The 25,239-nt window shown below is 42.8% G+C and carries 22 protein-coding genes; 12 read left to right on the top strand and 10 right to left on the bottom strand.

The annotated features are described in order from the left end of the window. Positions 1-183 precede the first annotated feature (183 nt). From ACQ93I_RS06305 to ACQ93I_RS06295, 3 genes are all read left to right on the top strand, one after another. Positions 184-2,514: an ATP-dependent helicase gene (locus ACQ93I_RS06305; protein ID WP_431697708.1), complete on the top strand. Its 2,331-nt coding sequence runs from the start codon at positions 184-186 to the stop codon at positions 2,512-2,514. Positions 2,515-2,568: 54 nt separating this feature from the next. Then, positions 2,569-2,781 carry a DUF2945 domain-containing protein gene (locus ACQ93I_RS06300; RefSeq protein WP_266070927.1) on the top strand — a complete coding sequence of 71 codons (213 nt, stop codon included), beginning with the start codon at positions 2,569-2,571 and terminating at the stop codon, positions 2,779-2,781. Positions 2,782-2,851: 70 nt separating this feature from the next. Further along, the gene (locus tag ACQ93I_RS06295) at positions 2,852-3,472 is read left to right on the top strand and encodes an L-threonylcarbamoyladenylate synthase (RefSeq protein ID WP_431697707.1); all 621 of its coding nucleotides are present in this window, start codon (positions 2,852-2,854) and stop codon (positions 3,470-3,472) included. 103 nt (positions 3,473-3,575) lie between these two features. Here the strand turns inward: ACQ93I_RS06295 and ACQ93I_RS06290 are convergent, their stop codons facing one another. The 4 genes from ACQ93I_RS06290 to ACQ93I_RS06275 form a co-directional block, all read right to left on the bottom strand. Further along, a complete protein-coding gene (locus ACQ93I_RS06290; protein WP_431697706.1) occupies positions 3,576-4,700 on the bottom strand; it encodes a hypothetical protein in 1,125 nt (374 codons plus the stop codon). Between the two features lie 139 nt (positions 4,701-4,839). Continuing rightward, the gene (locus tag ACQ93I_RS06285; RefSeq protein WP_266070930.1) at positions 4,840-5,673 is read right to left on the bottom strand and encodes an OmpA family protein; all 834 of its coding nucleotides are present in this window, start codon (positions 5,671-5,673) and stop codon (positions 4,840-4,842) included. A 90-nt stretch (positions 5,674-5,763) separates the two neighbouring features. Further along, positions 5,764-6,756 carry a glycosyltransferase family 2 protein gene (locus ACQ93I_RS06280; RefSeq protein ID WP_431697705.1) on the bottom strand — a complete coding sequence of 331 codons (993 nt, stop codon included), beginning with the start codon at positions 6,754-6,756 and terminating at the stop codon, positions 5,764-5,766. Between the two features lie 61 nt (positions 6,757-6,817). After that, positions 6,818-7,261 carry a type I restriction enzyme HsdR N-terminal domain-containing protein gene (locus ACQ93I_RS06275; protein WP_423819395.1) on the bottom strand — a complete coding sequence of 148 codons (444 nt, stop codon included), beginning with the start codon at positions 7,259-7,261 and terminating at the stop codon, positions 6,818-6,820. 60 nt (positions 7,262-7,321) lie between these two features. Between ACQ93I_RS06275 and holA the strand changes: the two genes are divergently transcribed. From holA to ACQ93I_RS06245, 6 genes are all read left to right on the top strand, one after another. Further along, entirely contained in the window at positions 7,322-8,326 is a 1,005-nt protein-coding gene (gene holA / locus ACQ93I_RS06270; protein WP_431697704.1) for a DNA polymerase III subunit delta, read from the top strand. 1 nt (position 8,327) lies between these two features. Continuing rightward, on the top strand, positions 8,328-9,230 hold the full coding sequence (gene menA, locus ACQ93I_RS06265) for a 1,4-dihydroxy-2-naphthoate octaprenyltransferase (RefSeq protein WP_431697703.1): 903 nt from the start codon (positions 8,328-8,330) through the stop codon (positions 9,228-9,230). Between the two features lie 297 nt (positions 9,231-9,527). Then, positions 9,528-10,208, top strand: coding sequence for a metal-dependent hydrolase (locus ACQ93I_RS06260; RefSeq protein ID WP_431697702.1), 681 nt, complete (start codon positions 9,528-9,530; stop codon positions 10,206-10,208). 9 nt (positions 10,209-10,217) lie between these two features. Then, positions 10,218-11,252 (top strand): o-succinylbenzoate synthase, encoded by a 1,035-nt coding sequence (locus tag ACQ93I_RS06255; RefSeq protein ID WP_431697701.1) that lies wholly within the window; start codon positions 10,218-10,220, stop codon positions 11,250-11,252. An 8-nt stretch (positions 11,253-11,260) separates the two neighbouring features. After that, entirely contained in the window at positions 11,261-12,205 is a 945-nt protein-coding gene (locus ACQ93I_RS06250) for a CPBP family intramembrane glutamic endopeptidase (protein WP_431697700.1), read from the top strand. Positions 12,206-12,256: 51 nt separating this feature from the next. Then, positions 12,257-13,360, top strand: coding sequence for an AMP-binding protein (locus ACQ93I_RS06245; protein WP_431697699.1), 1,104 nt, complete (start codon positions 12,257-12,259; stop codon positions 13,358-13,360). A gap of 143 nt (positions 13,361-13,503) precedes the next feature. Here ACQ93I_RS06245 and ACQ93I_RS06240 read toward each other — a convergent pair whose 3' ends face one another. Both ACQ93I_RS06240 and ACQ93I_RS06235 read right to left on the bottom strand, forming a co-directional pair. Further along, positions 13,504-15,147, bottom strand: a complete 1,644-nt coding sequence (locus ACQ93I_RS06240; protein ID WP_431697698.1) for a M1 family metallopeptidase — start codon at positions 15,145-15,147, stop codon at positions 13,504-13,506. A 12-nt stretch (positions 15,148-15,159) separates the two neighbouring features. Then, positions 15,160-16,788, bottom strand: a complete 1,629-nt coding sequence (locus ACQ93I_RS06235; protein ID WP_431697697.1) for an acyl-CoA carboxylase subunit beta — start codon at positions 16,786-16,788, stop codon at positions 15,160-15,162. Between the two features lie 216 nt (positions 16,789-17,004). On the opposite strand from ACQ93I_RS06235, the gene ACQ93I_RS06230 reads away from it, so the two are divergent. Continuing rightward, on the top strand, positions 17,005-17,184 hold the full coding sequence (locus tag ACQ93I_RS06230; RefSeq protein WP_266070940.1) for a CAL67264 family membrane protein: 180 nt from the start codon (positions 17,005-17,007) through the stop codon (positions 17,182-17,184). Positions 17,185-17,335: 151 nt separating this feature from the next. On the opposite strand, the gene ACQ93I_RS06225 is transcribed toward ACQ93I_RS06230, so the two are convergent. After that, on the bottom strand, positions 17,336-18,004 hold the full coding sequence (locus ACQ93I_RS06225) for a hypothetical protein (protein ID WP_431697696.1): 669 nt from the start codon (positions 18,002-18,004) through the stop codon (positions 17,336-17,338). A 101-nt stretch (positions 18,005-18,105) separates the two neighbouring features. Here ACQ93I_RS06225 and ACQ93I_RS06220 point away from each other — a divergent pair, with 101 nt between their 5' ends. After that, positions 18,106-18,576, top strand: coding sequence for a DinB family protein (locus tag ACQ93I_RS06220; RefSeq protein ID WP_431697695.1), 471 nt, complete (start codon positions 18,106-18,108; stop codon positions 18,574-18,576). A gap of 113 nt (positions 18,577-18,689) precedes the next feature. Continuing rightward, on the top strand, positions 18,690-20,378 hold the full coding sequence (ettA, locus tag ACQ93I_RS06215; protein WP_431697694.1) for an energy-dependent translational throttle protein EttA: 1,689 nt from the start codon (positions 18,690-18,692) through the stop codon (positions 20,376-20,378). Between the two features lie 78 nt (positions 20,379-20,456). On the opposite strand, the gene ACQ93I_RS06210 is transcribed toward ettA, so the two are convergent. The 3 genes from ACQ93I_RS06210 to ACQ93I_RS06200 form a co-directional block, all read right to left on the bottom strand. Then, entirely contained in the window at positions 20,457-21,047 is a 591-nt protein-coding gene (locus ACQ93I_RS06210) for a response regulator (protein WP_431697692.1), read from the bottom strand. Between the two features lie 33 nt (positions 21,048-21,080). Further along, a complete protein-coding gene (locus ACQ93I_RS06205; RefSeq protein WP_431697691.1) occupies positions 21,081-24,149 on the bottom strand; it encodes a ligand-binding sensor domain-containing protein in 3,069 nt (1,022 codons plus the stop codon). 227 nt (positions 24,150-24,376) lie between these two features. Further along, entirely contained in the window at positions 24,377-25,177 is an 801-nt protein-coding gene (locus ACQ93I_RS06200; protein ID WP_431697690.1) for an MBL fold metallo-hydrolase, read from the bottom strand. Between the last annotated feature and the right edge of the window lie 62 nt (positions 25,178-25,239).

Here is a 25,239-nt window from a genome sequence, read left to right as displayed (position 1 = left end):
AACCGCTTTAATTCCTAATAAAAAATAAAAGTTAGCTTATATAGATGCTCCTCCAAAATATATTGTTTTAAAATATTCGTAAAATACTTTTTGGGACCTTTCAGTTAAACCCAAAAAGATATAGTAGGAGGGTTCTTATTTTGCCTCATTTTAGCTATTTTCACCCCTTAAAAGAAGTTACTATTGGAATCTTATTTAGCCGAATTAAATGATGCCCAGCGAGCTCCTGTATTACAGAAGGATGGAGCTATGATTGTTATTGCAGGTGCGGGGTCTGGGAAGACGCGGGTACTTACCTATCGGATTGCTTATCTTATGAGTAAAGGAGTTGATGCCTTCAATATCCTTTCATTAACTTTTACCAATAAGGCAGCGCGGGAAATGAAAACCCGAATTGCAAAAATTGTTGGGAACAGCGAGGCCAAAAATCTGTGGATGGGTACTTTTCACTCCATCTTTGCCAAAATGCTCAGGTTTGAGGCCGATAAACTGGGATACCCTTCCAATTTTACAATTTATGACACCCAGGATTCCCAACGTCTCATATCGGCTATTATTAAGGAGATGGGGCTCGATAAAGATGTGTACAAGTACAAGCAGGTCTATTCCCGTATCTCGTCTTATAAAAACAGTCTCATTACCGTAAAGGCATATTTTCAGAATCCTGAATTAATGGAAGCCGATGCCATGTCGAAAAAACCAAGGCTGGGTGAAATTTACAGGGAATATGTAGACCGCTGCTTTAAGGCAGGAGCGATGGATTTTGATGATTTGTTGCTTAAAACAAATGAGCTGCTCAATCGTTTCCCCGAGGTGCTTCAGAAGTACCAGAATCGCTTCAGGTATATTCTGGTAGATGAGTACCAGGATACCAACCACTCCCAGTACCTTATTGTTAAAGCACTTTCAGATAAATTTCAGAATATATGCGTGGTAGGTGATGATGCGCAAAGTATCTATGCCTTCCGTGGCGCAAACATCAACAATATTCTCAACTTTCAGAAGGATTATGACAATGTACAAATGTACCGTCTGGAACAGAATTACCGTTCTTCCAAGAACATAGTTGAAGCGGCCAATTCTATCATTGAAAAAAATAAGACCCGACTTGAGAAAGTGGTGTGGACGGCTAATGAAGACGGGCCAAGGATCGTTGTAAACCGCCTGCTTACCGATGGCGAAGAAGGAAGGTTTGTGGCAGGATCTATTTTTGAGAACCGGATGGAGCACCAAATGAAAAATGGTGATTTCGCGATTCTTTACCGAACAAATGCACAAAGCCGGGCCATGGAAGATGCCCTTCGGAAAAAGGATATTCCTTACCGTATTTATGGCGGATTATCTTTTTACCAGCGAAAAGAAATTAAAGATGTGCTGTCATATCTCAGGCTGGTGATCAATCCTAAAGATGAGGAAGCGCTAAAACGGGTGATCAATTACCCGGCAAGGGGAATTGGGCAAACTACTATAGACAGGCTTACCATTGCTGCCAATCACTACAAAAGATCGATCTACGAGATCGTTGAAAACCTGGACAGAATTGACCTGAAGATCAACAGAGGCACCAAAAATAAGCTGGAGAATTTCATCAACATGGTCAAAAGCTTCCAGATCATGAATGAAACTGCCGATGCTTTCACCATTGCTGAAACTGTTGCAAAAAAGACGGGACTTTTACAGGAGTTGAAGAAAGATGGTACGCCCGAAGGTATTGCGAAAATTGAGAACATCGAGGAATTGCTTAACGGGATAAGGGATTTTGTTGAAGAGCAAAAAGAACTGGCCGATGTCACCGGTTCCCTTACCGAATTTCTTGAAGATGTTGCACTGGCTACCGATATGGATAAAGACTCGGGTGATGACGATCGTGTCGCCCTTATGACTATACATTTGGCTAAAGGCCTGGAATTCCCTTTTGTGTACATTGTAGGGATGGAAGAAGATCTATTCCCTTCGGCTATGAGTATGAGTACCCGTAGCGAACTGGAAGAAGAACGCCGGCTTTTCTATGTGGCTCTTACCAGGGCCGAGAAAAAAGCTTTTCTTACTTACACCCAATCGAGGTACCGCTGGGGAAAACTCGTAGATGCCGAGCCCAGCAGGTTCATTGAAGAAATAGATGATAAGTACCTGGATTTTATGATTCCGCAGGACGATTACAAATACAAACCTCTTATTGATACCGACATTTTTGGGGAAGTAGATAAAAGTAAATTCCGTCAAACCAAACCTTCAAGCGGCACTCCGCCACCATCACATAAACCTACAGAAGAACAACTTCAAAAACTGAGGAAACTGCGACCTGCAACTTCGCCCGGCAATACGGCTTCTGCAGGAGAAGTGATCAAACTTATGGCGGGTGACGAAGTAGAGCATATGCGTTTTGGTAAAGGAAAAGTGTTGAGCATAGAAGGGGCAGGGCAGGATAAAAAAGCAGAAATCGACTTTGAAACAGGGGGGATAAAAAAACTACTCCTAAAGTTTGCCAAGCTCAAATTACTTAATCAAGGTTAAGTAATTGTTATTCTTTGGTTTAGGTGTGTTCTTGTTCTTATTTTTAAATAAAAAATGATAAGAGAAGGTACAGCAGTAAAGTGGAAGTGGGGTAAAGGAACCGCCCAGGGAAAAGTGAAGAATACTTTTGATCATGAAGTTACACACACTATTAAAGGAACAAAGGTAACCCGCAAAGGAAGCCCCGAAAATAAAGCCTTGTATATTCAGCAGGAAAATGGGAATGAAGTTCTCAAACTTGAAAGTGAGGTAGAAAGAAATGACTAAATTTCTCTAAAACTCTTATTAAAAGGCGCTGATTTTTTGTATTTTTTGAAGCATTTAAATCAGAAGAACTATGGCAGAATTAATCAGGATCTACGAAGAGAACCCCAATCCAAAAGAAGTAAAGAGAGTAGTAGAAGCTTTAAGAGACGGTGCTTTAATCATTTATCCTACAGATACGGTATACGGTTTGGGATGTGATATCACCAATAATGCAGCCCTTGAACGCATAGCCCAGCTTAGGGGCGTAAAACTTGAAAAGGCCAATTTTTCTTTTATCTGTGAAAATTTGAGCAACCTTTCTGATTATGTGAGACAAATAGATAACCAAACCTTTAAAATACTCAAGAGAAACCTGCCCGGGCCTTATACTTTTATTCTGCCCGGGAACAATAATTTACCCTCGGTCTTTAGAAAGAAGAAGACTGTAGGTATCCGTATTCCCGATAATAACATCTGTAGAGCGCTTGTGGGAGGTCTTGGTAACCCGATTGTGTCTACATCCATTCGTGACGATGACGAGGTGCTGGAGTACACCACAGACCCTGAACTCATCCTTGAAAAATGGGATAAACATGTAGAAATAGTGGTAGATGGCGGTTACGGAGATAACATACCCTCTACAGTGATTGATCTCACTACCCCCGAACCGGAAGTGATTAGGGAAGGCAAGGGAAGTCTCGAAATACTATAAGTCCCCGTTTTCTAAGGCTTATTGCGTAACGTACCAGAATAAACTAAAAGTGCCCGGCCTGTAATGGCCGGGCATTTTTAATACCAAATAGCTTTGTCTTTTCTTATTCAAAGATATTACCAAATTCGGCCATAAAAGCTTCGTGGGCTTCTTGCTGCGAAAGGATATGCCCTTTCTTTTGTGCACTACTTGCTAATTCATACCCCAGGCGGGCTGCTTCCATTCTTTGAAGTGGCGTACCGTGGTGCCCGCTGCTGGCAAAGCTGCAATCTCCAATGTTGAAGAAGAGCTCAAAGAACTGTTCTACTCTTTTCCAGTTGTAGGTAGCTCCTCTTTTATGCGTCATGTAGTATGCAGCTAAAAAGTCGGCTTCCAGTTCGGTAAGACGGGTAGCTGCTGCCGGATCTTCGTCTGCACCGTTAGGGTACCATTCAGTAAAATTATCAAACTGAATCTGGTGAGCCCATTCATGTGCTAAAATTCCGGTCCATACAATATCTTCTGCAATACCTGTATTAGCAAGAACTGAAGTTATCCCATCTCCAATCACAATAAGGTTTCCTGTTGTGGCGAAACCGTCCATGGCAAAATATGGGCTTTCAGGAAGAACAGGGGAAGCTTCATTAATAGCCAGGAGTTGATCAGCTATTGCGTAAGCATCTTCTCTTGTTTCAACGTCAACGCCAACAATCATATATAAATCGGCCAGTTTTTCACGATCGTTCAAGCTGGCGGTATGTTGCCCGTTCACCCTGATTTCATCTGGCATTCCCCAGAATTTTTCAAGCTCACGGACTCTTTTTCTTACGAAGTTGGTGTATTGACCTTCATCTCCAAAATATTGTTCAGAAGTATCGAGGTACGCCATGTAAAAGTTCAGATCAAGGTAGAGGGAGTAGTAGGTCAACGCCAGCGGATCTGAAAAGAAGGGTTCGATCACTTTGTTGATTTCCTGATTAAACGCTGTAGGTGCACATTCAGATGGCGCTACAGCATCCATTTTAAAGACTTCATTCCGTAAGTTGTGACCGGCATAAGCAACAGGCTCTACATTAAATTCGGGATTTAATGCAGCATTGGCATTTACCGTTCTGGCCGATTGACTTGCATTCATAGATGCAGAATGAGCATCTATAATTTCTTCTACTTCGTTTTCTTTTTCACACGAAATACTAATAAGCCCGGCGCACAGGGTAAGCATGGCAATCTTGTTAAAATTTTTCAGCATAATTTTAGTTTAGTTTGATTTTTATTAGATGCTGAAGCTAATAAAAAAATATTATTATAAGTGTAATTTACTGAAGATTAATTTGTTAAAAATAAAAAACCCGGCTATAGGCCGGGTTTTAAAGAATATTTGAGCTTGCTTATTTAGCAGTCTGCATTCCTTCTTCAATAAGGTTGTAGAATTGATCAAGTTTTGGAAGAATCACGATACGGGTTCTTCTGTTCTTGGCTCTACCTTCAGCAGTTTCGTTTGAAGCTACAGGAACGTAGTAACTTCTACCCGCAGCGGTCATTCTTTGTGGCTGAACACCAAACTCTTCCTGTAGTACACGTACTACAGAAGTAGCTCTTTTTACAGAAAGATCCCAGTTGTCCTGAAGTACTGCATTTCTAATTGACTTGTCATCTGTGTGACCTTCAACCATAAATTCAATTTCTGGACGGTTTTTCACAACAGTGGCTACTTTTCCAAGTACTTCTTTAGCACGGTCAGATACATTGTATTTTCCGCTTTCAAAAAGAAGTTTGTCAGAAATAGAAACATAAACTACTCCTTTTTCAACATTGATCTGGATATCGTCATCACTCATGTTTCCAAGAACACCTTTAAGGCTGGTAACCAAAGCAAGTGTTACAGAATCTTTTTTAGTGATCGCATCCTGCATACGCTGAATCTTCATATCTTTTTCTTTGATACTTTCTAAAGAGCGTTCAAGATTTTCGGCTTCTTTCTTTGATAAGGTGGCAAGATCTCCAACGTTGTTCAATAAAGCAGTATTTTGGTTGCTCAACTGACTAATTTGTTGGTTCAATCGATCTTTTTCATCCAAACAGGAGTTAAGTTTAACCGTGGCTGTGTTCAACTTGTCCTGAGTCTCCTTTTGTTGAGCTTCAAGCTCGGCATATTTCTTCTGTGAAACGCATGAAGAAAAAAGGAGCGCAGCAGTTGCCGATAAAAGCATGAATTTTTTCATAATTCTTAATTGTGTGATTAAATGTTAACGTTTCAAAAATACAAAATCTAAGGTCATTCCGAAATTTAAACAGAACATAATTAAAATAATTTAAACTCTCTTAAATTCCTTCCTTCCCTGTAGGTAATATGCGAATACAACGGAGATATTGTTATAATATTTTGTCTTTTTTGGAGAAGGTTTCCTTTTTTTCCACATTTTTCTTGCATGCCGATAAAACTGAAAATGGGCTTTTACAATGGCTGCTGAATGCGAGGGTTTTAGCTCGATTAGGAATTTTACACCTGCCAGCCCATCCAAAAGTAACCGGAGAAAAATGATGATAAATACTTTGTCTACGGGGGCATTTTTTACCACTGTGAAGAGGCTGTTCCTGAAATTTAAAAAGGTCTTGCGCGGGTGCATGGCATTTAAAGTTCCGCCTCCTAAATGATAAACCTTAGATGCGCCCACAGCTTTTACCTTTAGCCCGCTGTTGTGAAGCCGCCAGCAAAGATCTATTTCTTCCTGGTGTGCAAAGAAATCTTCGTCAAAACCTCCCGCCTCAAAAAAGGCAATTTTGCGTATCATCATACAGGCCCCTGTAGCCCAAAAGATCTCTTTGGTATCATCGTACTGCCCATGATCTTCTTCAAGGGTTTCAAAAATCCGGCCCCGGCAGTAGGGATAACCCATGGCATCAATATAGCCGCCTGCAGCCCCGGCATATTCAAAATGGTTCTTTTTTCGGTAATTGAGGATCTTCGGCTGGAGTGCTGCAACCTTCTTGTCCTGCTCCATTTCTTGTATTAATGGCTGTAACCATCCTTCAGTCACCTCTACATCACTGTTCAAAAGCACAAAAATGTCTTCTTCCAGGTCTTGAAGGGCATCGTTATAGCCTTTAGCAAATCCGCCGTTTATTTTATTCTGAATGATCTTTACCTGCGGAAAATTCTTCCGAAGAAATGGCACCGAATCATCGGTAGAGGCATTGTCGGCTACATAAATGATAGCTTCAGGAGAATGTTGAACCACCGAAGGTAAGAACTGCTGCAATAAAGCTTTTCCGTTCCAGTTAAGAATGACCACTGCTACTTTCACAGGTGCAAATTAAAGTAAATTATGAGGTTGATGCATTATAGGGTGTCAAAAATGGCATTTTCTAGCCCCATTCCGGGAGGTCTGGAAGAAAGTGGTATTGCTCGGCTACATAATCAAGCTGACAAAAATAATGCTGAAGTCCGTTGGTCACCATCAGGTAATCTGCCTGCAGGGCCAGGTTGTAACGCGCAATCTGGTCAAAAGTGTCTTGTGTGATAGGAACAGAGGCTGCCTTGCATTCTACCACCAGGTGAATATCTCCGTTGGGTTTATAGGCCAGTACATCATACCTTTTTATAAGATCGTGGAGCTTCACTTGCTTTTCTACATTGAGCAGGCTCTTTGGAAATTTCTTTTCCTGAAGAAGAAATTGCACCACGTGTTGGCGCACCCATTCTTCGGGCGTAAGCAAAACAAATTTTTTCCGAAGCTCATCAAAAACAGCTATTTTATTTTCGCTATTTTTGAGCCGAAATGAGTACCGGGGGAAGTTAAGTGTATGCATGCTCAAAAGTAGGATTTTTTCAGAAGAAACTTCTTTTAGTCCCTCCCCAAAACCAGCTTTATGGATGACGTAAAAAATATAGTGACTGCCATTAAAAAAGGGGATATTAAACCTATCTATTTTTTAACGGGAGAAGAGCCGTATTTTATTGATAAGATTTCAGATTATATTGAAGATCATGTTTTGCCCGAAGAAGAAAAGGGCTTTAACCAGATGGTACTTTACGGGCGCGATGTGACTGTAGATGACATTATTGGCAACGCCAAACGTTATCCCATGATGGCCGAACGGCAGGTAATTATCGTAAAAGAAGCCCAGGATCTTTCACGCACCATTGAGCAACTCCTGCCATATGCCGAAAACCCACAACCCACAACTGTGCTGGTATTCAATTACAAGTATAAGAAGCTTGATAAGCGCAAAAAGCTGCACAAGGCTATTGCTAAAACCGGCGTGATCTATGAAAACAAGAGGTTGTATGAAAACCAGGTTGTAGACTGGATACAAAAAGAAATGCATACCCGCGGTTACCAAATGGCGCCAAAGGCAGCGCAAATGCTCCTCGAGTTTTTGGGGAACCAGCTCGATAAGATTGACAATGAGCTAAAGAAACTTCAGCTTATTTCGCCAAAAGGAACCACAATAACTCCCGAACTTATCGAGGAGAATATAGGGATAAGTAAAGATTTCAATATTTTTGAGTTGCGAAAAGCTATTGGTAGTAAAGACAACCTGAAGGCGCATCGCATCATTAATTACTTTTCGCAGAACGAGAAAGACCATCCTATGGTAATGACGGTGGGAATGTTGTTCAGTTTCTTTGTGCAACTGCAGCAGTACCATGCCCTCAATGACCAGTCTGAGAACAATGTGGCAAGAGCATTAAAGGTCAATCGTTTTTTTGTGAAAGACTATATTACCGCTGCCCGTAATTACAACATGAAAAAAGTGAGCAGTATTATTTCATATTTAAGGGAAGCCGATGTAAAGGGCAAGGGGGTAGGAGCTGCCAATGTGCCACAGGGTGATCTTTTAAAAGAACTACTTTTCAAAATTATCAATTAATATGGCGAATTTAGATACCTGGTTAAGTGCAGCGAGGCTCAGAACGCTACCGCTTTCAATTTCAGGAATTCTGGTGGGAAGTTCTATAGCTGTAGCGCAAAATGAGTTCAATAGTGTGATCTTTGCGCTGGCCCTGGCCACTACGCTGGGCCTCCAAATTCTCTCCAACTTCGCCAATGATTATGGAGATTTTGTAAAAGGAACAGACAATGAAGACAGGGTAGGTCCTCTACGTGCACTTCAAAGCGGAATGATGACCAGAAAGGAGATGTTTTGGGGAATGATCGTTACCGGCATCATCACCTTCCTGTTTGCCGTTACGCTTATTTATCTGGCCTTTGGCACCCGTAGCCTGTTCTACGGACTGGTGTTTTTGGTCCTGGGAATAGGCGCTATAGCTGCAGCAGTGAAGTATACCGTGGGAGACTCGGCTTATGGCTACAGGGGTTTGGGAGACGTGTTTGTGTTCGTGTTCTTCGGACTTGTTGCGGTTTATGGCAGCTATTTTCTTTATACTATGGAATGGGACTGGCGGGTATTCTTACCGGCTGCCACTATTGGATTCTTAAGTGCCGGGGTGCTCAACCTTAACAATATGCGCGATCGCGCTGCCGATGCTAAAGCAGGAAAGAACACTTTAGTAGTTAAACTGGGGGAAGCCCAGGCAAAACAGTACCATTATTTTCTCCTGCTGGCGGCATTTTCCTCTATGATCCTCTACTCGGCTTTCTCGTTTACAGGAATAGATGATCTCCTGTATCTCTTTGCGTTTGTGCCACTTTTGTTCCACTTAAAAAGGATCATGGAGAACAAGAATCCCGTCCTCCTCGATCCTGAACTTAAGAAACTCGCCTTAGGCACCTTCTTACTGGCTGTTCTTTTTGGGCTGGGACAAATATTATAGGTCTCAAAAATGCCATTTTTGGAAGGTCTTTCGGGTAGGATTTTGTATTTTGTATCAGTGTTGTCCAATTAAATAAATTAATCAGGAGCTAAGTCACGAATTCACTAATTATACTGTTCATTTAAGGTATAGAAAGATGGTTTCCAGTTTCTGAATTTATATTGAACTTTATTTATGGAAATAGAATTAAATATCGTTGTTAATCAAGTGGTTAGATAAAGTCTTGGCGCTTGCAGCGAAGCGATCTTGACTCTTGTCTCCCTGATAATAATGAATTGTATATTAAAATATGATATTATGAAAATTACTCACTACGCACACAGCACATTTGCAATAGAAGTTAAAGGTGTTCACCTTTTAATAGATCCTTTTATCTCGGGTAATGAGAAGGTGAAGGGAATGGTGAATATTGATGATCTAAAGGCAGATTATATCCTGTTAACCCATGCCCATCAGGATCATACACTAGATGCTGAAGCCATTGCCAAACGCACCGGCGCGGTGATCATTAGTAATTTTGAGATAGCCACTCATTACGAAAATAAAGGTCTGGAAGTACACCCGCTTAACCATGGTGGTAAATGGAACTTTGAATTTGGAACGGTGAAATACGTGAACGCCATTCATACCAGCTCCTTTCCCGATGGTAGTTACGGCGGCCAGCCCGGCGGATTTGTCATAGAAGGGGAACACAAGAATATTTACATCGCGGGCGACACTGCCCTTACTATGGATATGAAACTTATCCCCATACACACCAGGCTAGACCTGGCAATTTTGCCTATTGGCGATAATTTTACCATGGGTGTAGATGATGCCATAATAGCCAGTGATTTAGTGCAGTGTGATAAAGTGCTGGGTTGTCACTATGACACTTTTGGATATATTGAAATTGATCATGAAGAGGCAAAAAGGAAATTCTATGAAAAAGGAAAAGACCTTATGTTGCTTGAAACCGGGGAAAGTATAGAACTTTAAACAATATAAGTGCAGGCAAATTATTATAAGTACATCCTGAATTTTAAACGCCCCAGCGGTACTTCGCGGGGCGTTCTTACACAAAAGGAAACCTGGTTTATTATTCTGAAGCAAAACGGAAAGACCGGAATTGGAGAGTGCGGCATTTTAAGAAGTCTTAGTTACGACGATCGTCCGGGTTATGAAGAAAAGCTGAAGTGGGTGTGCGAAAACATCCAGCTCGGTGAGAACAGGCTATGGGAAGAACTTCGGGAATTTCCAAGCATACAGTTTGGGGTAGAAATGGCCTTCAGGTCGTTAGCGGCGCAAGATCCTTTTCTATTGTTTCCTTCAGAATTTACTGCTGGCCAGGCGCCCATTTCTATCAACGGACTCGTTTGGATGGGGGAGGAGCAGTATATGAAAGAGCAAATAATTGAAAAGATCAGGGGCGGCTTCAAATGCATTAAGCTGAAGATAGGTGCTATAGATTTTGAAACTGAAATGAAATTGCTCAGCTTCATCAGGCGTGAATTTACTTCGGAAGAAATGGAAGTAAGAGTAGATGCGAATGGAGCTTTTAAACCTTCCGAAGCATTAGAAAAACTGAAGCGTCTCAGCGATCTTGAACTTCACAGTATAGAACAGCCCATAAAACAAGGTCAGCCGGAAGAAATGGCCTCACTTTGTGAGAAAACACCTTTGCCTATTGCCCTTGATGAAGAATTGATCGGGGTAACAGGTCTTTCGCAAAAGTGGGAACTGCTGGAAAAAATCCGACCTCAATATGTCATTTTTAAGCCCAGTCTTATTGGTGGGATTCGGGGAACAAATGAGTGGATTGAGCTTAGCCGGGAACTCGGTATTGGCTGGTGGGTCACCAGTGCTCTTGAAAGTAATGTAGGGCTTAATGCTATTGCACAATATACTTACAATCTTAACAATCCTATGCCGCAGGGGCTTGGCACAGGAGGTTTGTACACCAATAATTTTGAAGCTCCTCTTGAAGTTGAGAATGGAAAATTATGGTATCGCCCCAACAAAAGCTGGAATTTTAATCTATAAAAGAAAAAATGTTTATACAACAGGCATATAAGGGCAAAACTGAATGGTGGCGCTATGTAATAGGGTTAGTGATCATCTTTTTGGGCTGGCAGCTTTTTGGGGCTCTACCCTGGTTTGGTGCCGTGATTTTGGAGGCAGGCCCAGATGTGCTTACGCTCTCGCAGGAAGAGTGGATGAGGGTACTCGATTCAAATCTCAATTTCTTTTTGTTGCTTCTTTCTTTTGCCGTGGGCCTCGCTGCCCTGCTTTTTGTGGTGAAATACCTGCATGGCCAAAGTATTAAAGACGCTACTACTTCTCGTAAAAAAGTGGACTGGGGCAGGTTTTTCTTTGGATTTAGCATTGTGGCTATTTTCACAGTTGTTACCACGCTTATCGACTATAACATGCAGCCCGAAGATTACCTGTGGAATTTTAAAACGGTGCCTTTCCTCATACTCGCAGCCATTGCCCTTATCATGGTGCCGTTGCAAACCAGCTTTGAAGAATACCTGTTTAGGGGATATCTTATGCAGGGAATTGGGGTGCTCGCGGGAAACAGATGGGTGCCTCTGGTTATTACTTCTGTGGTCTTCGGAAGCCTTCACCTGTTCAACCCCGAAGTGGAGAAGCTCGGTTACATTATTATGGTATACTACATTGGCACCGGATTTCTACTCGGTATGATGACCCTTATGGATGAAGGGATGGAGCTGGCGCTGGGCTTTCATGCCGGGAACAACCTGGTAGGTGCATTGCTGGTAACGGCCGACTGGACGGCATTTGAAACCAATTCGGTTTTAAAGGATGTTTCCAATCCTGAGGCAGGGCTTGATATTCTTCTGCCAATCCTTATTGTGTATCCAATTTTCCTGTTTTTAATGGCGCGGACCTATCGCTGGACCAACTGGAAAGAACGCCTCTTCGGAAAAGTAAATCGGCCGGAACCTATAAAGTTCCCGGAAGAAATTTAGTATTTCTGAACAATTCGTTAACTTTAGCATTTGATCGTTAAATATGACGAAATGATGCAAACAAAATTCAGCTTACCCGAAACTCATCCCGAATTCAGGCTTAACGGGCTTCACTACAACAATGAAGAACTGGCTGCGGTAGCCTACAGTCTTATCAAGGAAGGGGAGCCCTATGAGGGCCAGGCAGGAAATTTTCTGCTAGACTGGGTTAATGATAAGGAATATATCGAGGTGAAAACCTCAGGTTCTACAGGGCCTCCTAAGAGAATTCCTATTAAAAAACAGCAAATGATCAACAGTGCCCGGGCCACGGGAAAATATTTTGAGCTGGGGCCGCGCACTACTGCATTGCATTGTCTTCCGGTGAATTTCATTGCCGGAAAAATGATGCTGGTAAGGGCCATGCTGCTGGGGTGGAAGCTTGATCTTGAGCTGCCAAAAGCAAACCCTCTGGACCGCATTTTTAAGACCTATGATTTTTGTGCCATGACGCCCTTCCAGCTTGATAATTCTCTTAGCCGGTTACACCTCATCAAAAAACTTATCGTGGGTGGCGGTGCTGTATCGGGGAACCTGCGAAACCTTGTGCAGGGAATCAATACCGATGTTTATGAAACTTATGGCATGACCGAAACAGTTTCTCATATTGCAGCCCGGCACATCAATGTAAAGGAGAAAAAGATGGAAGATCCGCTGCCTTTTTCTACGTTGCCCAATGTAAAAATTGATGTTGATGACAGGAGCTGCCTGGTTATTGAAGCCCCACAATTGAACGACGATACACTTGTTACTAATGACGTGGTGGAACTTGTTTCTGAAGACAGTTTTATTTGGAAAGGCAGAATAGACAACCTGATCAATTCGGGGGGTGTGAAGCTACATCCTGAAGAGATAGAAGTTAAGCTGGCGCCAATCATTGCCCACAGGTTTTTTATCACCTCCCTGCCCGATGCGGCACTTGGTGAGAAGCTGGTTTTGATGGTGGAAAGTCAGTTTTCAGAAGTGGCTTTAAACAATCTTGAAAGAGAGATCAAAGCCTGCAGGAAGTTAGGGAAGTATGAAATACCCAAAAAGATCTATTTCGTCGAAAAATTCGAAGAAACTGCAAACGGAAAGATCCACAGGGCCAACACACTTAAGAGCCGGATGAACTAGTTTTACTTCGGAAGTAATAAAGATTTTCAATTTTCTCTGAAGCTTTAGCATAGAGGAAAGAGCAAGGTTTAAAATAAAAAAGTCGGGATCAATGTTTTGATCCCGACTTTTTTATTTTTACTGAAATGTCAAAAATGGCATTTTTAAGCCTGCTTCAGGTTTTGACGTTTAATGTAGAACTCATCTTCCTGCACCTGTACTGCTTCAGGAGAATTCACTTGCTGTTCGAGCTTTTGCCATTTTTCCGTAGGATAGAGGCGAAGCTCTTTTCCTTCAATAGTTACATCTACAGGCATATCAAATCCTTCAACATCGGCTTTCCATTTGTAAAGGATATTACCTTTTTCCTGCTTAAACTGCAGTTCGGGTAAAGCAGAGTGCCTCAGGTATTGATCGAATACCGGCTGCAGGTCATACTTTATGGCAGCATTAAAGAAATCTTCGGTGGTTTGGGTAGTAATGATCTTATGGCGATTGGTTTCGGTATAATCTTTTAAGGTTTTCCACCACAAGTCGTCATCATTGTAGATGCTTCTAATGGTGTTTAGCAGGTTAGCGCCTTTGTAGTACATGTCGCCAGAGCCTTCACTGTTCACGCCATACGTGCCAATGATCTTTTTGCTGTTGGCAATGTTGCTTCTTATGCCTTTAAGATAGTCGAGGGCTTCCTGTTTTCCCCAGCGGCACTCAATGTAAACCGCTTCAGAATAAGTGGTGAAGCCTTCGTGTATCCACATATCGGCGATATCTTTGGCTGTAATGCTGTTTCCAAACCACTCGTGACCAGATTCATGAATGATAATAAAATCCCATTTTAAGCCCACGCCGGTACCACTCAGGTCATTGCCCAGGTAGCCCATTTTGTACTCGTTGCCGTAAGCAACCGCGCTTTGATGCTCCATGCCCAGGTAAGGCGTTTCCACCAGTTTAAACCCGTCTTCTTCAAAAGGATAAGCTCCAAATTTTTCATAGAAGCAGTTCATCATAAACTTCACTTCTTCAAACTGCTTTTTGGCTTTTTCCAGGTTGTAGGGCAAGACGTAATAATCCAGGTCCAGATGACGGAATCTATCTTTAAAATGAACATAATTACCAATGTTCACTACAATATTGTAATTGTTGATGGGGTTATTCACCTTCCAGTTCCAGCGGGTATAGCCGTCACCCAGGATTTCTTTTCCGAGGAAGCGACCGTTAGAAACGTTCATAAGGTCATTAGGAACAGCGATTCCAATAAGGGCTTCTTCAGGTTCGTCGCTTTGGTGATCTTTATTTGGATACCAGAGGCTTGCTCCCGTCCCCTGAACAGCCACAGCGATCCATGGATTGCCCTGTTGGTCTTTTTCAAATACAAATCCGCCGTCCCACGGGGCATTTTTGGCAACTATTGGATTTCCGGAGTAGTAAAAAAGAACAGAGTCTATCGCATTTTTTTCTACCTGTGGCACCAAATCGATAAACACGGCATTGTGGCGCCGTTTAAAATCCATTCTTTTTCCGCGGAAGACAATAGAATCAACCCTCATATTCCTGAAGAGGTCTACCTGCATTACGGGCAGGTCTTCTTCGGCCTTAAAGCTGATGCCGTTATAACCCGAAATGAACTTTTCTTCGGGCACCACCTTTACCTGCAGGTTGTACTTGAGTACATTGTACTCTCTCTCGGCCCTCAAAGAACCACGCAGCGTATCGGCTTCGGTGAATTGAGATTTATTGGTGAGCACCTGGCCCTGTAGAGGAGTAGCTGCAAGAATTAAAACAAAAATAATGGAGGTGAAAAATCGCATTTTTGAGAGGTATTAAGTCTGGATCACACCCAGGTTAAAATCTTTTTCGATAGGAGCATTATTGGCTGCTTCAATTCCTGTAGAGAGCCATTTCCTGGTTTCGAGAGGATCTATCACAGCATCAGTCCATAAATGGGCGGCAGCGTAATATGCTGAAGTCTGCCTGTCGTACCTGGTCTTGATCTCGTCGAACACTTTTTTCTCTTTTTCGGCGTCTACTTTTTCCCCTTTTTTCTCGAGGGCCGCAGTTTCTATCTGTGCCAGTACTTTTGCAGCCTGGGTGCCGCCCATAACAGCGAGTTCGGCGCTGGGCCAGGCGAAAATGAGGCGTGGGTCATAGGCCTTGCCACACATGGCGTAGTTACCGGCCCCGTAGGAGTTTCCAATGATCACTGTAAACTTTGGGACTACCGAATTACTCACGGCATTTACCATTTTTGCACCGTCTTTAATAATACCGCCGTGTTCACTCTTGCTGCCCACCATAAAGCCGGTCACATCCTGAAGAAAGACCAAAGGAATTTTCTTCTGATTACAATTGGCTATGAATCGGGTGGCTTTATCGGCCGAATCTGAGTAGATCACCCCGCCAAACTGCATTTCTTTTTTGGCACTTTTGACAATCTTGCGCTGGTTGGCCACGATACCAACGGCCCAACCATCAATTCGGGCGTAGGCGGTAATGATGGTTTGCCCGTAGCCTTCCTTGTACTCCTGGATTTGGGAATTGTCTACCAGCCTGGCAATAATCTCCCGCATGTCGTACTGTTCGTTGCGCTGCTTGGGAAGGATTCCGTAGATATCCTGCGGATCTTTTGCCGGCTTTACCGGATCCTTGCGGTTGTACCCGGCCTTGTCATTATCCCCTATCTTATCTATAAGCCCTTTAATAGTATCGAGGGCATCTTTATCATCTTTAGACTTGTAATCTGTAACGCCGCTAATTTCACTGTGGGTAGTGGCACCGCCCAGGGTTTCGTTGTCGATAGATTCGCCAATAGCGGCTTTAACGAGGTAACTACCGGCCAGGAAAATACTTCCGGTTTTGTCAACAATAAGGGCTTCATCACTCATAATTGGCAGGTAAGCACCTCCGGCAACGCAACTTCCCATCACGGCAGAGATTTGCGTGATGCCCATGCTGCTCATTATGGCATTGTTTCTAAAGACCCTTCCGAAGTGTTCTTTATCGGGAAAGATCTCATCCTGCATAGGGAGGTAAACCCCGGCCGAATCTACAAGGTAAATGATGGGCAGTCGGTTTTCCATAGATATTTCCTGGGCTCGCAGGTTCTTTTTTGCGGTAATGGGAAACCAGGCTCCCGCTTTTACCGTGGCATCGTTGGCCACCACGATACATTGTTTGCCCGAGATCTTCCCAATCTTCACCACCACGCCGCCACTTGGGCAGCCACCGTGTTCCCTGTACATCCCGTCTCCTGCAAATGCACCTATTTCAACAGCTTCCTGGGTATTGTCAAGCAAATAGTCTATTCGCTCACGGGCAGTCATTTTACCCTTGGCGTGATGTTTTGCTATACGTTTTTCCCCGCCTCCCAGCTTTACCTCTTTGAGGCGTCGCTTAAGCTCTGATACTAATAATTTGTTGTGGTCTTCGTTCTTGTTGAATTCAATATCCATTTATAAGATCTAAAAGTCGTTGTGGTTAACCATCTACCCGTCTTGAAAGCGGCGTAGATTTATCAATGGTCGCTAAAATACAAAAACCCTGCAACTAAAAATCCTTATAAAAACATATAAAAATGCGATCTTTGTCATAGAAGAGGTCGAAACACAATACTACTTTTACGGTCTTTTGGCAAAGACTGCCATAAAACTAATTACTCGCTGCACAAGATGGGAATGAATAAGAACACGATTTTTGGATGGGCATCATTTTGTATGCTCCTTATAGGTATTGCTTTGGTTTTACTGGGGGTGCTTAAGTACCAAGATCAGGCTATAGGTTTTTCTACAGTAGGGATTGGCTTCTTCGTAATGTCCTGGGCTTTTAATGCTTTAAAAGGAAGGGTTTAAAAATAGCATTTATGTCCGGCATTTTTTCTGAAGAAATCCGGGAACAAAAAACATAATTGATCAGGCCACAACTTTTTATACTGAAGACTCATCCTATCCTTTTGGAACTTCAGAAGCAATTATTTTGGCGTTGCAGTGCTTTGTGCCGTAATTAAAAGGAAAAGCCGAAACCAATGTTGGCTATTAATCCTTTGAAAAGTATATCGGCAGAGGCTAATTGATCTTCAAAGTCATAAATATCCGTTTCGGTAGTGCCATCGGGATATCTCACCTGGTAATCTATGGTTTTGGGAAGAGAGGAGAAGGCATAGCCAATTTCAGGCCTAAAGTAGAACAGGCCGCCCAGTTTGGCACCCAGTTTAATGTTGAAAGAACTGTGGTTGTAGTCTATATTTCCCGTTCCTTCCATACCATCATTATTTACATCTGTTTGTCCTTCAAACTTCATTCTGCCATAGCTCACCCCGGCATAAAGGCCTTTGCCCGCTTTAAAAATATAATAATTTATTCCGCCTTCAATATAGGAGTAACTAAGATCGGTAGTTTCGGTGTCACCAGATTCTTCTTCAGATAAAAACCAGTCAGATTCAATAGTGGAATAATCTACACTTACCGATAGCCTGTCATTGAGAAGCGGGGTCACGTATTCTGCATTTCCGCCCACCATGTTCGGAAATCCTATTTTCACACCCAGGCGTATGGGTCTTACCTTGTAATCCCTTTGTTCCGGAAGCTGCTCCTGTGCCTGTGTAAAACCGGTGTTTAACAGCAAAATAGCCAAAACTAAAAAGAAGAGCGGGGTGGTTGTGAATACTTTCATGACAGCAAGATTATGTTATAACCGAAAGATATCTTATTAAAAATGAGGCTGCAATACCCATAAATGAGTAATTTTAAGGGGATTGAAATTCAGTTAAGTCTATGGAGAATATGAAAGAAAGTTTGGTAAAGCATTTAAGAGGTGGCGAAGCCTTTATGCCGGTAGATAAGATGATCGAAAAAATACCTTTTTTGGAACTGGGGAAAAGGCCTGCAGATCTTCCCTATTCATTTTTTGAGATCTTCTCTCATATTCGTTTTACGCAGAAAGATATTCTCGACTATTGTACACAAACTGATTATATGGCACCCGAATGGCCTAAAGATTACTGGCCAGAGAAATCTTCTCCCGATGATGAAAATACCTGGAAGGAGCTGGTAGACGCTTATTTTAAGGAGAGGGATGAGCTAGGGGAGCTTATACTTTCCGAAGAAAAAGATCTTATGGATACAGTACCTTCCGGCGGTGACCACACGATTTTCAGGGAGATTCTGCTGGTCATTGAACATTCTGCTTATCACAGCGGCCAGCTTTTAATTCTCTTAAGGCACCTGGGACTTCATTCCTCCTGAAATTATTCCGAAGCAGCCTTAAAATCAATTCTAAAATTATGATATTTGTCTGTTAGAATAAACTGGGAGTTCTTATTAAGAACTTCAAAATAACAAACTGAAAACAGCATTTTATGGCAGATGATAAGAAAGTAATTTTCTCGATGTCGGGAGTTACAAAGACCTACCAGTCAGCAAACACGCCGGTACTCAAGAATATTTACCTCAGCTTTTTTTACGGGGCAAAAATTGGGATTCTTGGTCTTAACGGTTCCGGAAAATCGACCTTGCTCAGAATTATTGCAGGGGAAGAAAAGAATTACCAGGGAGATGTGGTCTTTGCACCAGGCTATTCAGTAGGATATCTTGAACAGGAGCCAAAACTCGATGACGATAAGACTGTACTGGAAATTGTAAAGGAAGGAGCAGCCGAGACAGTGGCTATTCTGGAGGAGTACAATAAGATCAACGACATGTTTGGTCTGCCTGAAGTCTACGAAGATCCAGATAAGATGCAGAAGCTTATGGATAAGCAGGCTGCACTACAGGATCAAATTGATGCGAGCAATGCGTGGGAACTGGATACCAAGCTGGAGATAGCCATGGATGCGCTAAGAACCCCCGATCCCGATAAGAAAATCGGAGTACTTTCGGGTGGGGAACGAAGAAGGGTAGCGCTGTGCCGACTACTGCTTCAGGAGCCGGATGTATTACTTCTGGATGAGCCTACCAACCACCTTGATGCAGAATCTGTCTTATGGCTGGAACAACACCTTCAGCAATATAAAGGAACAGTGATTGCCGTAACGCACGACCGTTATTTCCTCGATAATGTAGCTGGCTGGATCCTGGAACTTGACAGGGGAGAAGGAATTCCGTGGAAAGGAAATTATTCCTCATGGCTCGATCAAAAAGCCAAACGCCTTGCGCAGGAGCAAAAGCAGGCAAGCAAGCGCCAAAAAACGCTTGAACGTGAGCTGGAATGGTCAAGAATGGCACCTAAAGGAAGACAGGCCAAACAAAAGGCCCGTTTGAACAATTACGATAAGTTGCTTAGCCAGGATCAAAAACAAATGGATGAACAACTGGAGATCTATATTCCCAATGGTCCTCGTTTGGGAACCAATGTGATTGAGGCTAAAGGTGTGAGCAAGGCTTTTGATGACAAATTGTTATATGACGATCTCAACTTCAAGTTGCCGCAGGCCGGGATTGTGGGAATTATTGGGCCAAACGGTGCCGGTAAAACCACGATTTTTAAGATGATCATGGGAGAAGAACAACCCGATAAAGGTACTTTTGAAGTAGGTGATACTGCAAAGATTGCCTATGTAGATCAAAGTCACACAAATATAGATCCTGAAAAAACCATTTGGCAAAACTTCAGCAATGAGCAGGAGTTGGTGCTAATGGGAGGAAGACAGGTGAATTCTAGAGCATATTTGAGCAGGTTTAACTTCAGCGGAAGCGAACAGAACAAAACGGTAAATAAATTATCGGGAGGGGAAAGAAACCGTCTTCACCTGGCCATGACCCTAAAGGAAGAAGGGAACGTTTTGCTTCTGGATGAGCCTACCAACGATCTTGACGTGAACACCTTGAGAGCTCTTGAAGAAGGTCTTGAGAATTTTGCAGGCTGTGCGGTGATCATCTCTCACGACAGGTGGTTTATGGATAGGGTTTGTACCCATATCCTCGCATTTGAAGGAAACTCAGAAGTATATTTCTTTGAAGGCAGTTTCTCTGAATATGAAGAGAACAGGAAGAAACGTCTTGGCGATGTGGCTCCAAAGAGAATTAAATACAAGAAGCTGGTACGCTAAGTATTAGCTCCTTTTAAGTCTATCCATTATTGGCTGAAAACTTCAGCTGATAATGGATATTTTTTTGGTGAAGGTTAGTTACAGCCGATTAGATAGCACAAATCTTATCAATTCCCCTTTTTTATTGAGCTGAAGTTTTTCTTTAATGTTCTTCACGTGGGTGTCTACAGTAAGTTTAGATATGCACAACTCTTTTCCAATCACCTTGTTTGTCTTTCCGGTAGCCAGAGATTGCAGGATCTCTATCTCCCGTTTGCTCAGTTTTTCGGTCAGCGAAGTGTCGGGTGAGGGCGGTACAAAATTCTCGCGGTTTTTGAGAGCGAGGTTTAAGGTGATAAGTAACTGCTGATTATTGAAAGGCTTTAAAATATAGGCATAGGGAGTGACCGCTTCGGCATTATCCATAACCTGTGGGTTAGAGTAGGCTGTAAGAAAGATCACTGGCCCGTGTTGATCGAGTTGATGAAATTTCTGAATGAGCTCAATACCATTCATTTTTTCCTGAAGATTTATATCGCAGATCACCGCATCAAAGCTTCCGTTCTCCAGGTTGTAGATTGCCTTCTCAACGTTTGAAGAAATAGTGATCTCGTAGGAATTCTTCTTTAGAAAGATCCTGAGACTTTCTGCAATAATAATTTCGTCTTCTATGATCAGAATTCTATTCATATTCAAAGTTTACATCTGGTGAGCTTGTAAGTCTTAACATTTAAAGCGGATAACTATATGAGTGCCTTCCGGCGCTTCTATGATCTCCAGGTTACCCTTTAGTTGTTGTGCCAGGTTTTCAACTAGGTTAAATCCCAGGGAGTTACTGTCGTTTCTTATGTCTTTTGGAATTCCTGTTCCATTATCTTTATAATCCATTCTTATCGTTTCCTCTTCCGCAGAGAGGGAGATGTGGATCTCTTTCTTTTCCTGCTCGTTTGGAAAGGCATGTTTCAGAGAATTGGTAACCAGTTCGTTAATGATGATCCCCAGCGGAGTGATACATTTTTTGTGGACTTCAAACGGCTCTAATTTAAAGTCGAGATCCACACCCTCATCCATGAAGTTCACCAGTTCACTGGTTAATGATGAAATAAAGTCATTAAGCCTGAAATGACCTCTCGGATTCTTTGCACTCAACAGGTCGTGGATTGCTGCAATGGTAAACAGCCTGTTTTGAGCTGCCTGAAGATGATCCCTGGCAGATTCATCAAAAATGCTTTCTTTCTGAATATCGAGCAGGCTTGCAATAAGCTGCAAGTTGTTCTTCACCCGGTGATTTAGTTCCTGCATGAGAAAGGCAATATTATCTTTTTGCTTATTGGCTAGAAGCATAGCCTCACCAAGGTCGTTGTTGGTTTTTCTAAGCTCGGCCGTTCTGCCTTCCACCATTTTGTGAAGGCGTACATTTTCTGCCTTTTTCAGGTTGTATCTATAAAAATAAATACCTGTAATAAGGAGTAACAGTAACAGGATGGCAAAGGCTTTAAACCAGGCTGTGGCATACCATGGGGCTCTTATGGTAAGCACCAGGGCATCAGGATTGCCCCATTTGAGATCGTTGTTACTGCCTTTTACCAGGAAGGTGTAGGTTCCCGGGTTGAGGTTAGTATAAGTTGTGGTGCGTTCTTTTGTTACAGGGCGCCAGTCTTTATCAAAACCCAGCATCTTAAACTGGTAGGTGTTCTTCTGCGGAAGCAAAAAATTAAGTGCCGTGAATTTAAAAGTAATTACGTTCTCGTCATGGTCAAAAGAAAGTGTATCGGTATAAATTACATTTTGGTCTATAGGGTTTCCGAAGAGCTCTACTTCCTCAATAATTGTTTTTCCGGCGTAGGTATTCACGGGAATACTGTCGGCGTGGAATTTATTGTACCCGTTCATGCCTCCAAAGTACAGGTAGCCCAGGCTGTCTTTGTAAGCCGCCTTGCCATTAAATTCGTTATTCTGCAGCCCGTCCTGTTCAGTGAAATTGGTAAAGGTTTCGGTAGTGGGATCCAGTTTGGATAGGCCTCTGTTGGTGCTCACCCAAATGTCGTTGTTATTATCGGCAAGCACTCCATAAATAAAATCATTTGGCAGCCCCGGTTGTTCGAGGTAGGAGGTGATTTCATCGGTTTGCAGGTCGAGTTTGTTAAGCCCCTGCGCCGTTCCTATCCAAAGGTTATTGTTCTCATCCTGGGTAATACTAAAAACCCGGTCGTTGCTAAGAGAACCTTCGGAACCCGATTTGTGCGTATACTGCCGGGTTTCACTGCCGGAAATTCTATAAAGTCCGTCGTCGGCACCCAGCCAGATGGTCCCGTCTTTGCCAATGAACGAGGCGCGCGATCTGTGAAGATCCTTGCCGTTGACCTTTACCGGCTGTGCCTCCAAAGTTTGCGGGTTGACCGAATATATTCCCGAAGCCCAGGTGCTCACCCACATGCTGTCTTGTGATAAAGGAATAATCTCGGCCACATCGCGGTCAGGGATACCTGTAAGGGGGGTGAGGTCTCTAAAATGGTCTTTTTGGCGGTTGTATTTCTCAAGGCCCAGGTCAAATCCGCCACCCCAAATTTGTCCCTGCGAATCTTTGACCAGCGTGTAACCCAATTTGTTGGTGCGGTACAGGTCATAGGTATCCGAACTCAAATCGTGCTTCACATAGCCAATAGCGGTGGCCATCCACAGCGTTTGACCTTCTCTCAGAAAATTAAAAATGCTTATAAAGTCTTTTTCGGGTTCGTTTTTAAGTTCTATACGCTGTGGGGTAAACTTTTGCCGGTCCGGGTGATAGTAGAACATGCCTTTTCCCTGTGATCCCATCCAAACGCCCCCGCCGGCATCCTGTTTAACCTGAAGGATCTCTACAGGAGAAAATACTTCCTTCTCAAAACCGCCCAGCACTACAGGTTTGACCTTGTAAGTTTGTTTGTTGAGAAATTTGATGCCCTTGGTGCCTCCAAGGAGGTAGTAATCTTTATTCCAGTCAAAGAAACAACGTATGCCCGATTCCTGTTCGGGCTGCCCAATGAGCTGTAATTCTTCCGAAGAAAAAGAGTATTTAAAAAGCCCTTTTTGAGTACCTATCAAAACTTCATTAGCTGCACTTTTCTGAAAAGCATGCACCGGATTATTGTCCAGCGTATTGAACTGCGGCATATCTTCAATGGTCATTTTTTGAAGATTTAGTTTCAAAATACCGTTGAAGTAGGTGCCCAGCCAGATGTTCTCTTCGGAATGGTTGATCATGCCCAGCACGTAGTCATTGGCAGCGGGTTTGGGCAGGGGAAGGGTAGTGATCTCGCCAGATTTTCTGTCTATAAGGGTGCAATTTTTAAGAGTGGCCGCCAGAAGGTACCTGCTGCTAACTTCATATATGCCGTGTGTAAAACTCAGGGAAGCATCGGAAGCAATTTTTTCGTGCTCCCTAAAATGGATAAACCTGTTCTGCGACGGAATATATGCCTGTACAGCATGCGTATTGGTGCCCAGCCAAAGCGTATCATTCCTGTAAAGCAACCCCCGAATATGATCATCGGTGAGACCTGAAGCTTCGTCGGTCCCCTGGGAATAGGTGTACATATTATAGCCGTTGAACCTGTTGAGCCCGTCTTCTGTTCCGGCCCACATGTAGCCATTTTCATCAAAATCAAATTGTAAAACATTCAGTTGGGAAAGGTTCTGCTTCTGGGCGATCTGCGAAACCCTAAGCGTGTCACCCGTGGGTAGTTTTAAATTTTGAGACCAGCCAAAAGAGGTGAAGAATACAGTAATTAGAACATGTAAAGTTTTTCCCATACTTTTTACTTCTGATTTAAAACTAATTATTTTTTAATTTAATTCATAAAATTTTTAACATTTTTCTGGATTCACGATCAATAACTGATAGTAAAAGTTGTCTTTTGATATTATTGTTGAGGTAGCATAGGTGTCAAAAAGGGGATTTTTGCATTACGTTTTTTAAGTTCCGGAAACAAAAAACCCGCTGTAAAAGCGGGTTCAAAGTATAGGGTGTAGGTCTACGATTATGATTCATCTTCGGGGTACCAGTTGGCCAGTACCACTTCTACCTCGCTGTTCCCTTCGTTTACCAGTTGTTTGAATTTGTCAACATCGGCTTTTCCATCCTGTCCGCGGAAGTGGTACGGATATACTTTTTCGGGTGCAAACTCGATCACTGCATCTGCAGCCGCATCAACCGGCATGGTGTAAGGCAGGTTCATTGGCACCAGCGCAATATCAATATTCTCAAGGTTTCTCATTTCGGGGATGTCTTCGGTGTCTCCGGCTATGTAAAGCCTTTGTCCGTCTTTTTCAAGAACATACCCGTTGCCACGGCCTTTGGGATGGAACTGTTTTGCCTCTTCGCGCAGGTTGTACATGGGGATAGCTTCAATAGCAATCCCGCTTTGACTTAAATTTTCTCCGTTGTTCATCACGGTAATTTTTGTAGCAAGGGAATCTGGCAGCTCATCTTTCACGGCCTGCGGCGCAATAATGGGCGTGTCGCCAAGGTTCAAGGCAGCCAGGGTCTCGGCGCTCATGTGATCTCCGTGAATGTCGGTCACCAGCACCAAATCAGCTTCTTGCATACCTGTAAAAGCTTCGGCGCCTCCCACGGGATCGAGGTAAATGGTCGTATCTCCCCAATTGATTACAGCGGTGGCGTGTGAAATGGGATTGATGTCTATTTCAGCAGTATCTGTAGCGGCAGCTGTTTCTCCTTCCAGCACGTCTTCTCCTGTAACATCAGGAATTTCGCGGTTTTCATTTTTGCAGGATAAGAGCGAACCGGCCACCATGGCAAATAGTAAAATACGTTTCATGTAAAATCAGTTTCCAATAAAACTAATGAAAATTGTGGCTTTTCACCTCAAGTTTAATAGTA

It is taken from the genome of Salinimicrobium sp. WS361, from assembly GCF_050750585.1.
Lineage (GTDB): Bacteria > Bacteroidota > Bacteroidia > Flavobacteriales > Flavobacteriaceae > Salinimicrobium.
The sequence above is the reverse complement of the archived record's forward strand: the minus strand, read 5'-3'. Positions and strand labels throughout refer to the sequence as shown.

Coding starts and splice junctions, on each gene's coding strand:
- holA (WP_431697704.1), top strand. CDS start 7,322: ATGGATGACGTAAAAAATATAGTGACTGCCATTAAAAAAGGGGATATT.
- ACQ93I_RS06285 (WP_266070930.1), bottom strand. CDS start 5,673: ATGAAAAAATTCATGCTTTTATCGGCAACTGCTGCGCTCCTTTTTTCT.
- ACQ93I_RS06275 (WP_423819395.1), bottom strand. CDS start 7,261: ATGCATACACTTAACTTCCCCCGGTACTCATTTCGGCTCAAAAATAGC.
- ACQ93I_RS06200 (WP_431697690.1), bottom strand. CDS start 25,177: ATGAAACGTATTTTACTATTTGCCATGGTGGCCGGTTCGCTCTTATCC.
- ACQ93I_RS06290 (WP_431697706.1), bottom strand. CDS start 4,700: ATGCTGAAAAATTTTAACAAGATTGCCATGCTTACCCTGTGCGCCGGG.
- menA (WP_431697703.1), top strand. CDS start 8,328: ATGGCGAATTTAGATACCTGGTTAAGTGCAGCGAGGCTCAGAACGCTA.
- ACQ93I_RS06220 (WP_431697695.1), top strand. CDS start 18,106: ATGGAGAATATGAAAGAAAGTTTGGTAAAGCATTTAAGAGGTGGCGAA.
- ACQ93I_RS06300 (WP_266070927.1), top strand. CDS start 2,569: ATGATAAGAGAAGGTACAGCAGTAAAGTGGAAGTGGGGTAAAGGAACC.
- ACQ93I_RS06240 (WP_431697698.1), bottom strand. CDS start 15,147: ATGCGATTTTTCACCTCCATTATTTTTGTTTTAATTCTTGCAGCTACT.
- ACQ93I_RS06250 (WP_431697700.1), top strand. CDS start 11,261: ATGTTTATACAACAGGCATATAAGGGCAAAACTGAATGGTGGCGCTAT.
- ACQ93I_RS06260 (WP_431697702.1), top strand. CDS start 9,528: ATGAAAATTACTCACTACGCACACAGCACATTTGCAATAGAAGTTAAA.
- ACQ93I_RS06210 (WP_431697692.1), bottom strand. CDS start 21,047: ATGAATAGAATTCTGATCATAGAAGACGAAATTATTATTGCAGAAAGT.
- ACQ93I_RS06230 (WP_266070940.1), top strand. CDS start 17,005: ATGGGAATGAATAAGAACACGATTTTTGGATGGGCATCATTTTGTATG.
- ACQ93I_RS06235 (WP_431697697.1), bottom strand. CDS start 16,788: ATGGATATTGAATTCAACAAGAACGAAGACCACAACAAATTATTAGTA.
- ACQ93I_RS06205 (WP_431697691.1), bottom strand. CDS start 24,149: ATGGGAAAAACTTTACATGTTCTAATTACTGTATTCTTCACCTCTTTT.
- ACQ93I_RS06245 (WP_431697699.1), top strand. CDS start 12,257: ATGATGCAAACAAAATTCAGCTTACCCGAAACTCATCCCGAATTCAGG.
- ACQ93I_RS06225 (WP_431697696.1), bottom strand. CDS start 18,004: ATGAAAGTATTCACAACCACCCCGCTCTTCTTTTTAGTTTTGGCTATT.
- ettA (WP_431697694.1), top strand. CDS start 18,690: ATGGCAGATGATAAGAAAGTAATTTTCTCGATGTCGGGAGTTACAAAG.
- ACQ93I_RS06295 (WP_431697707.1), top strand. CDS start 2,852: ATGGCAGAATTAATCAGGATCTACGAAGAGAACCCCAATCCAAAAGAA.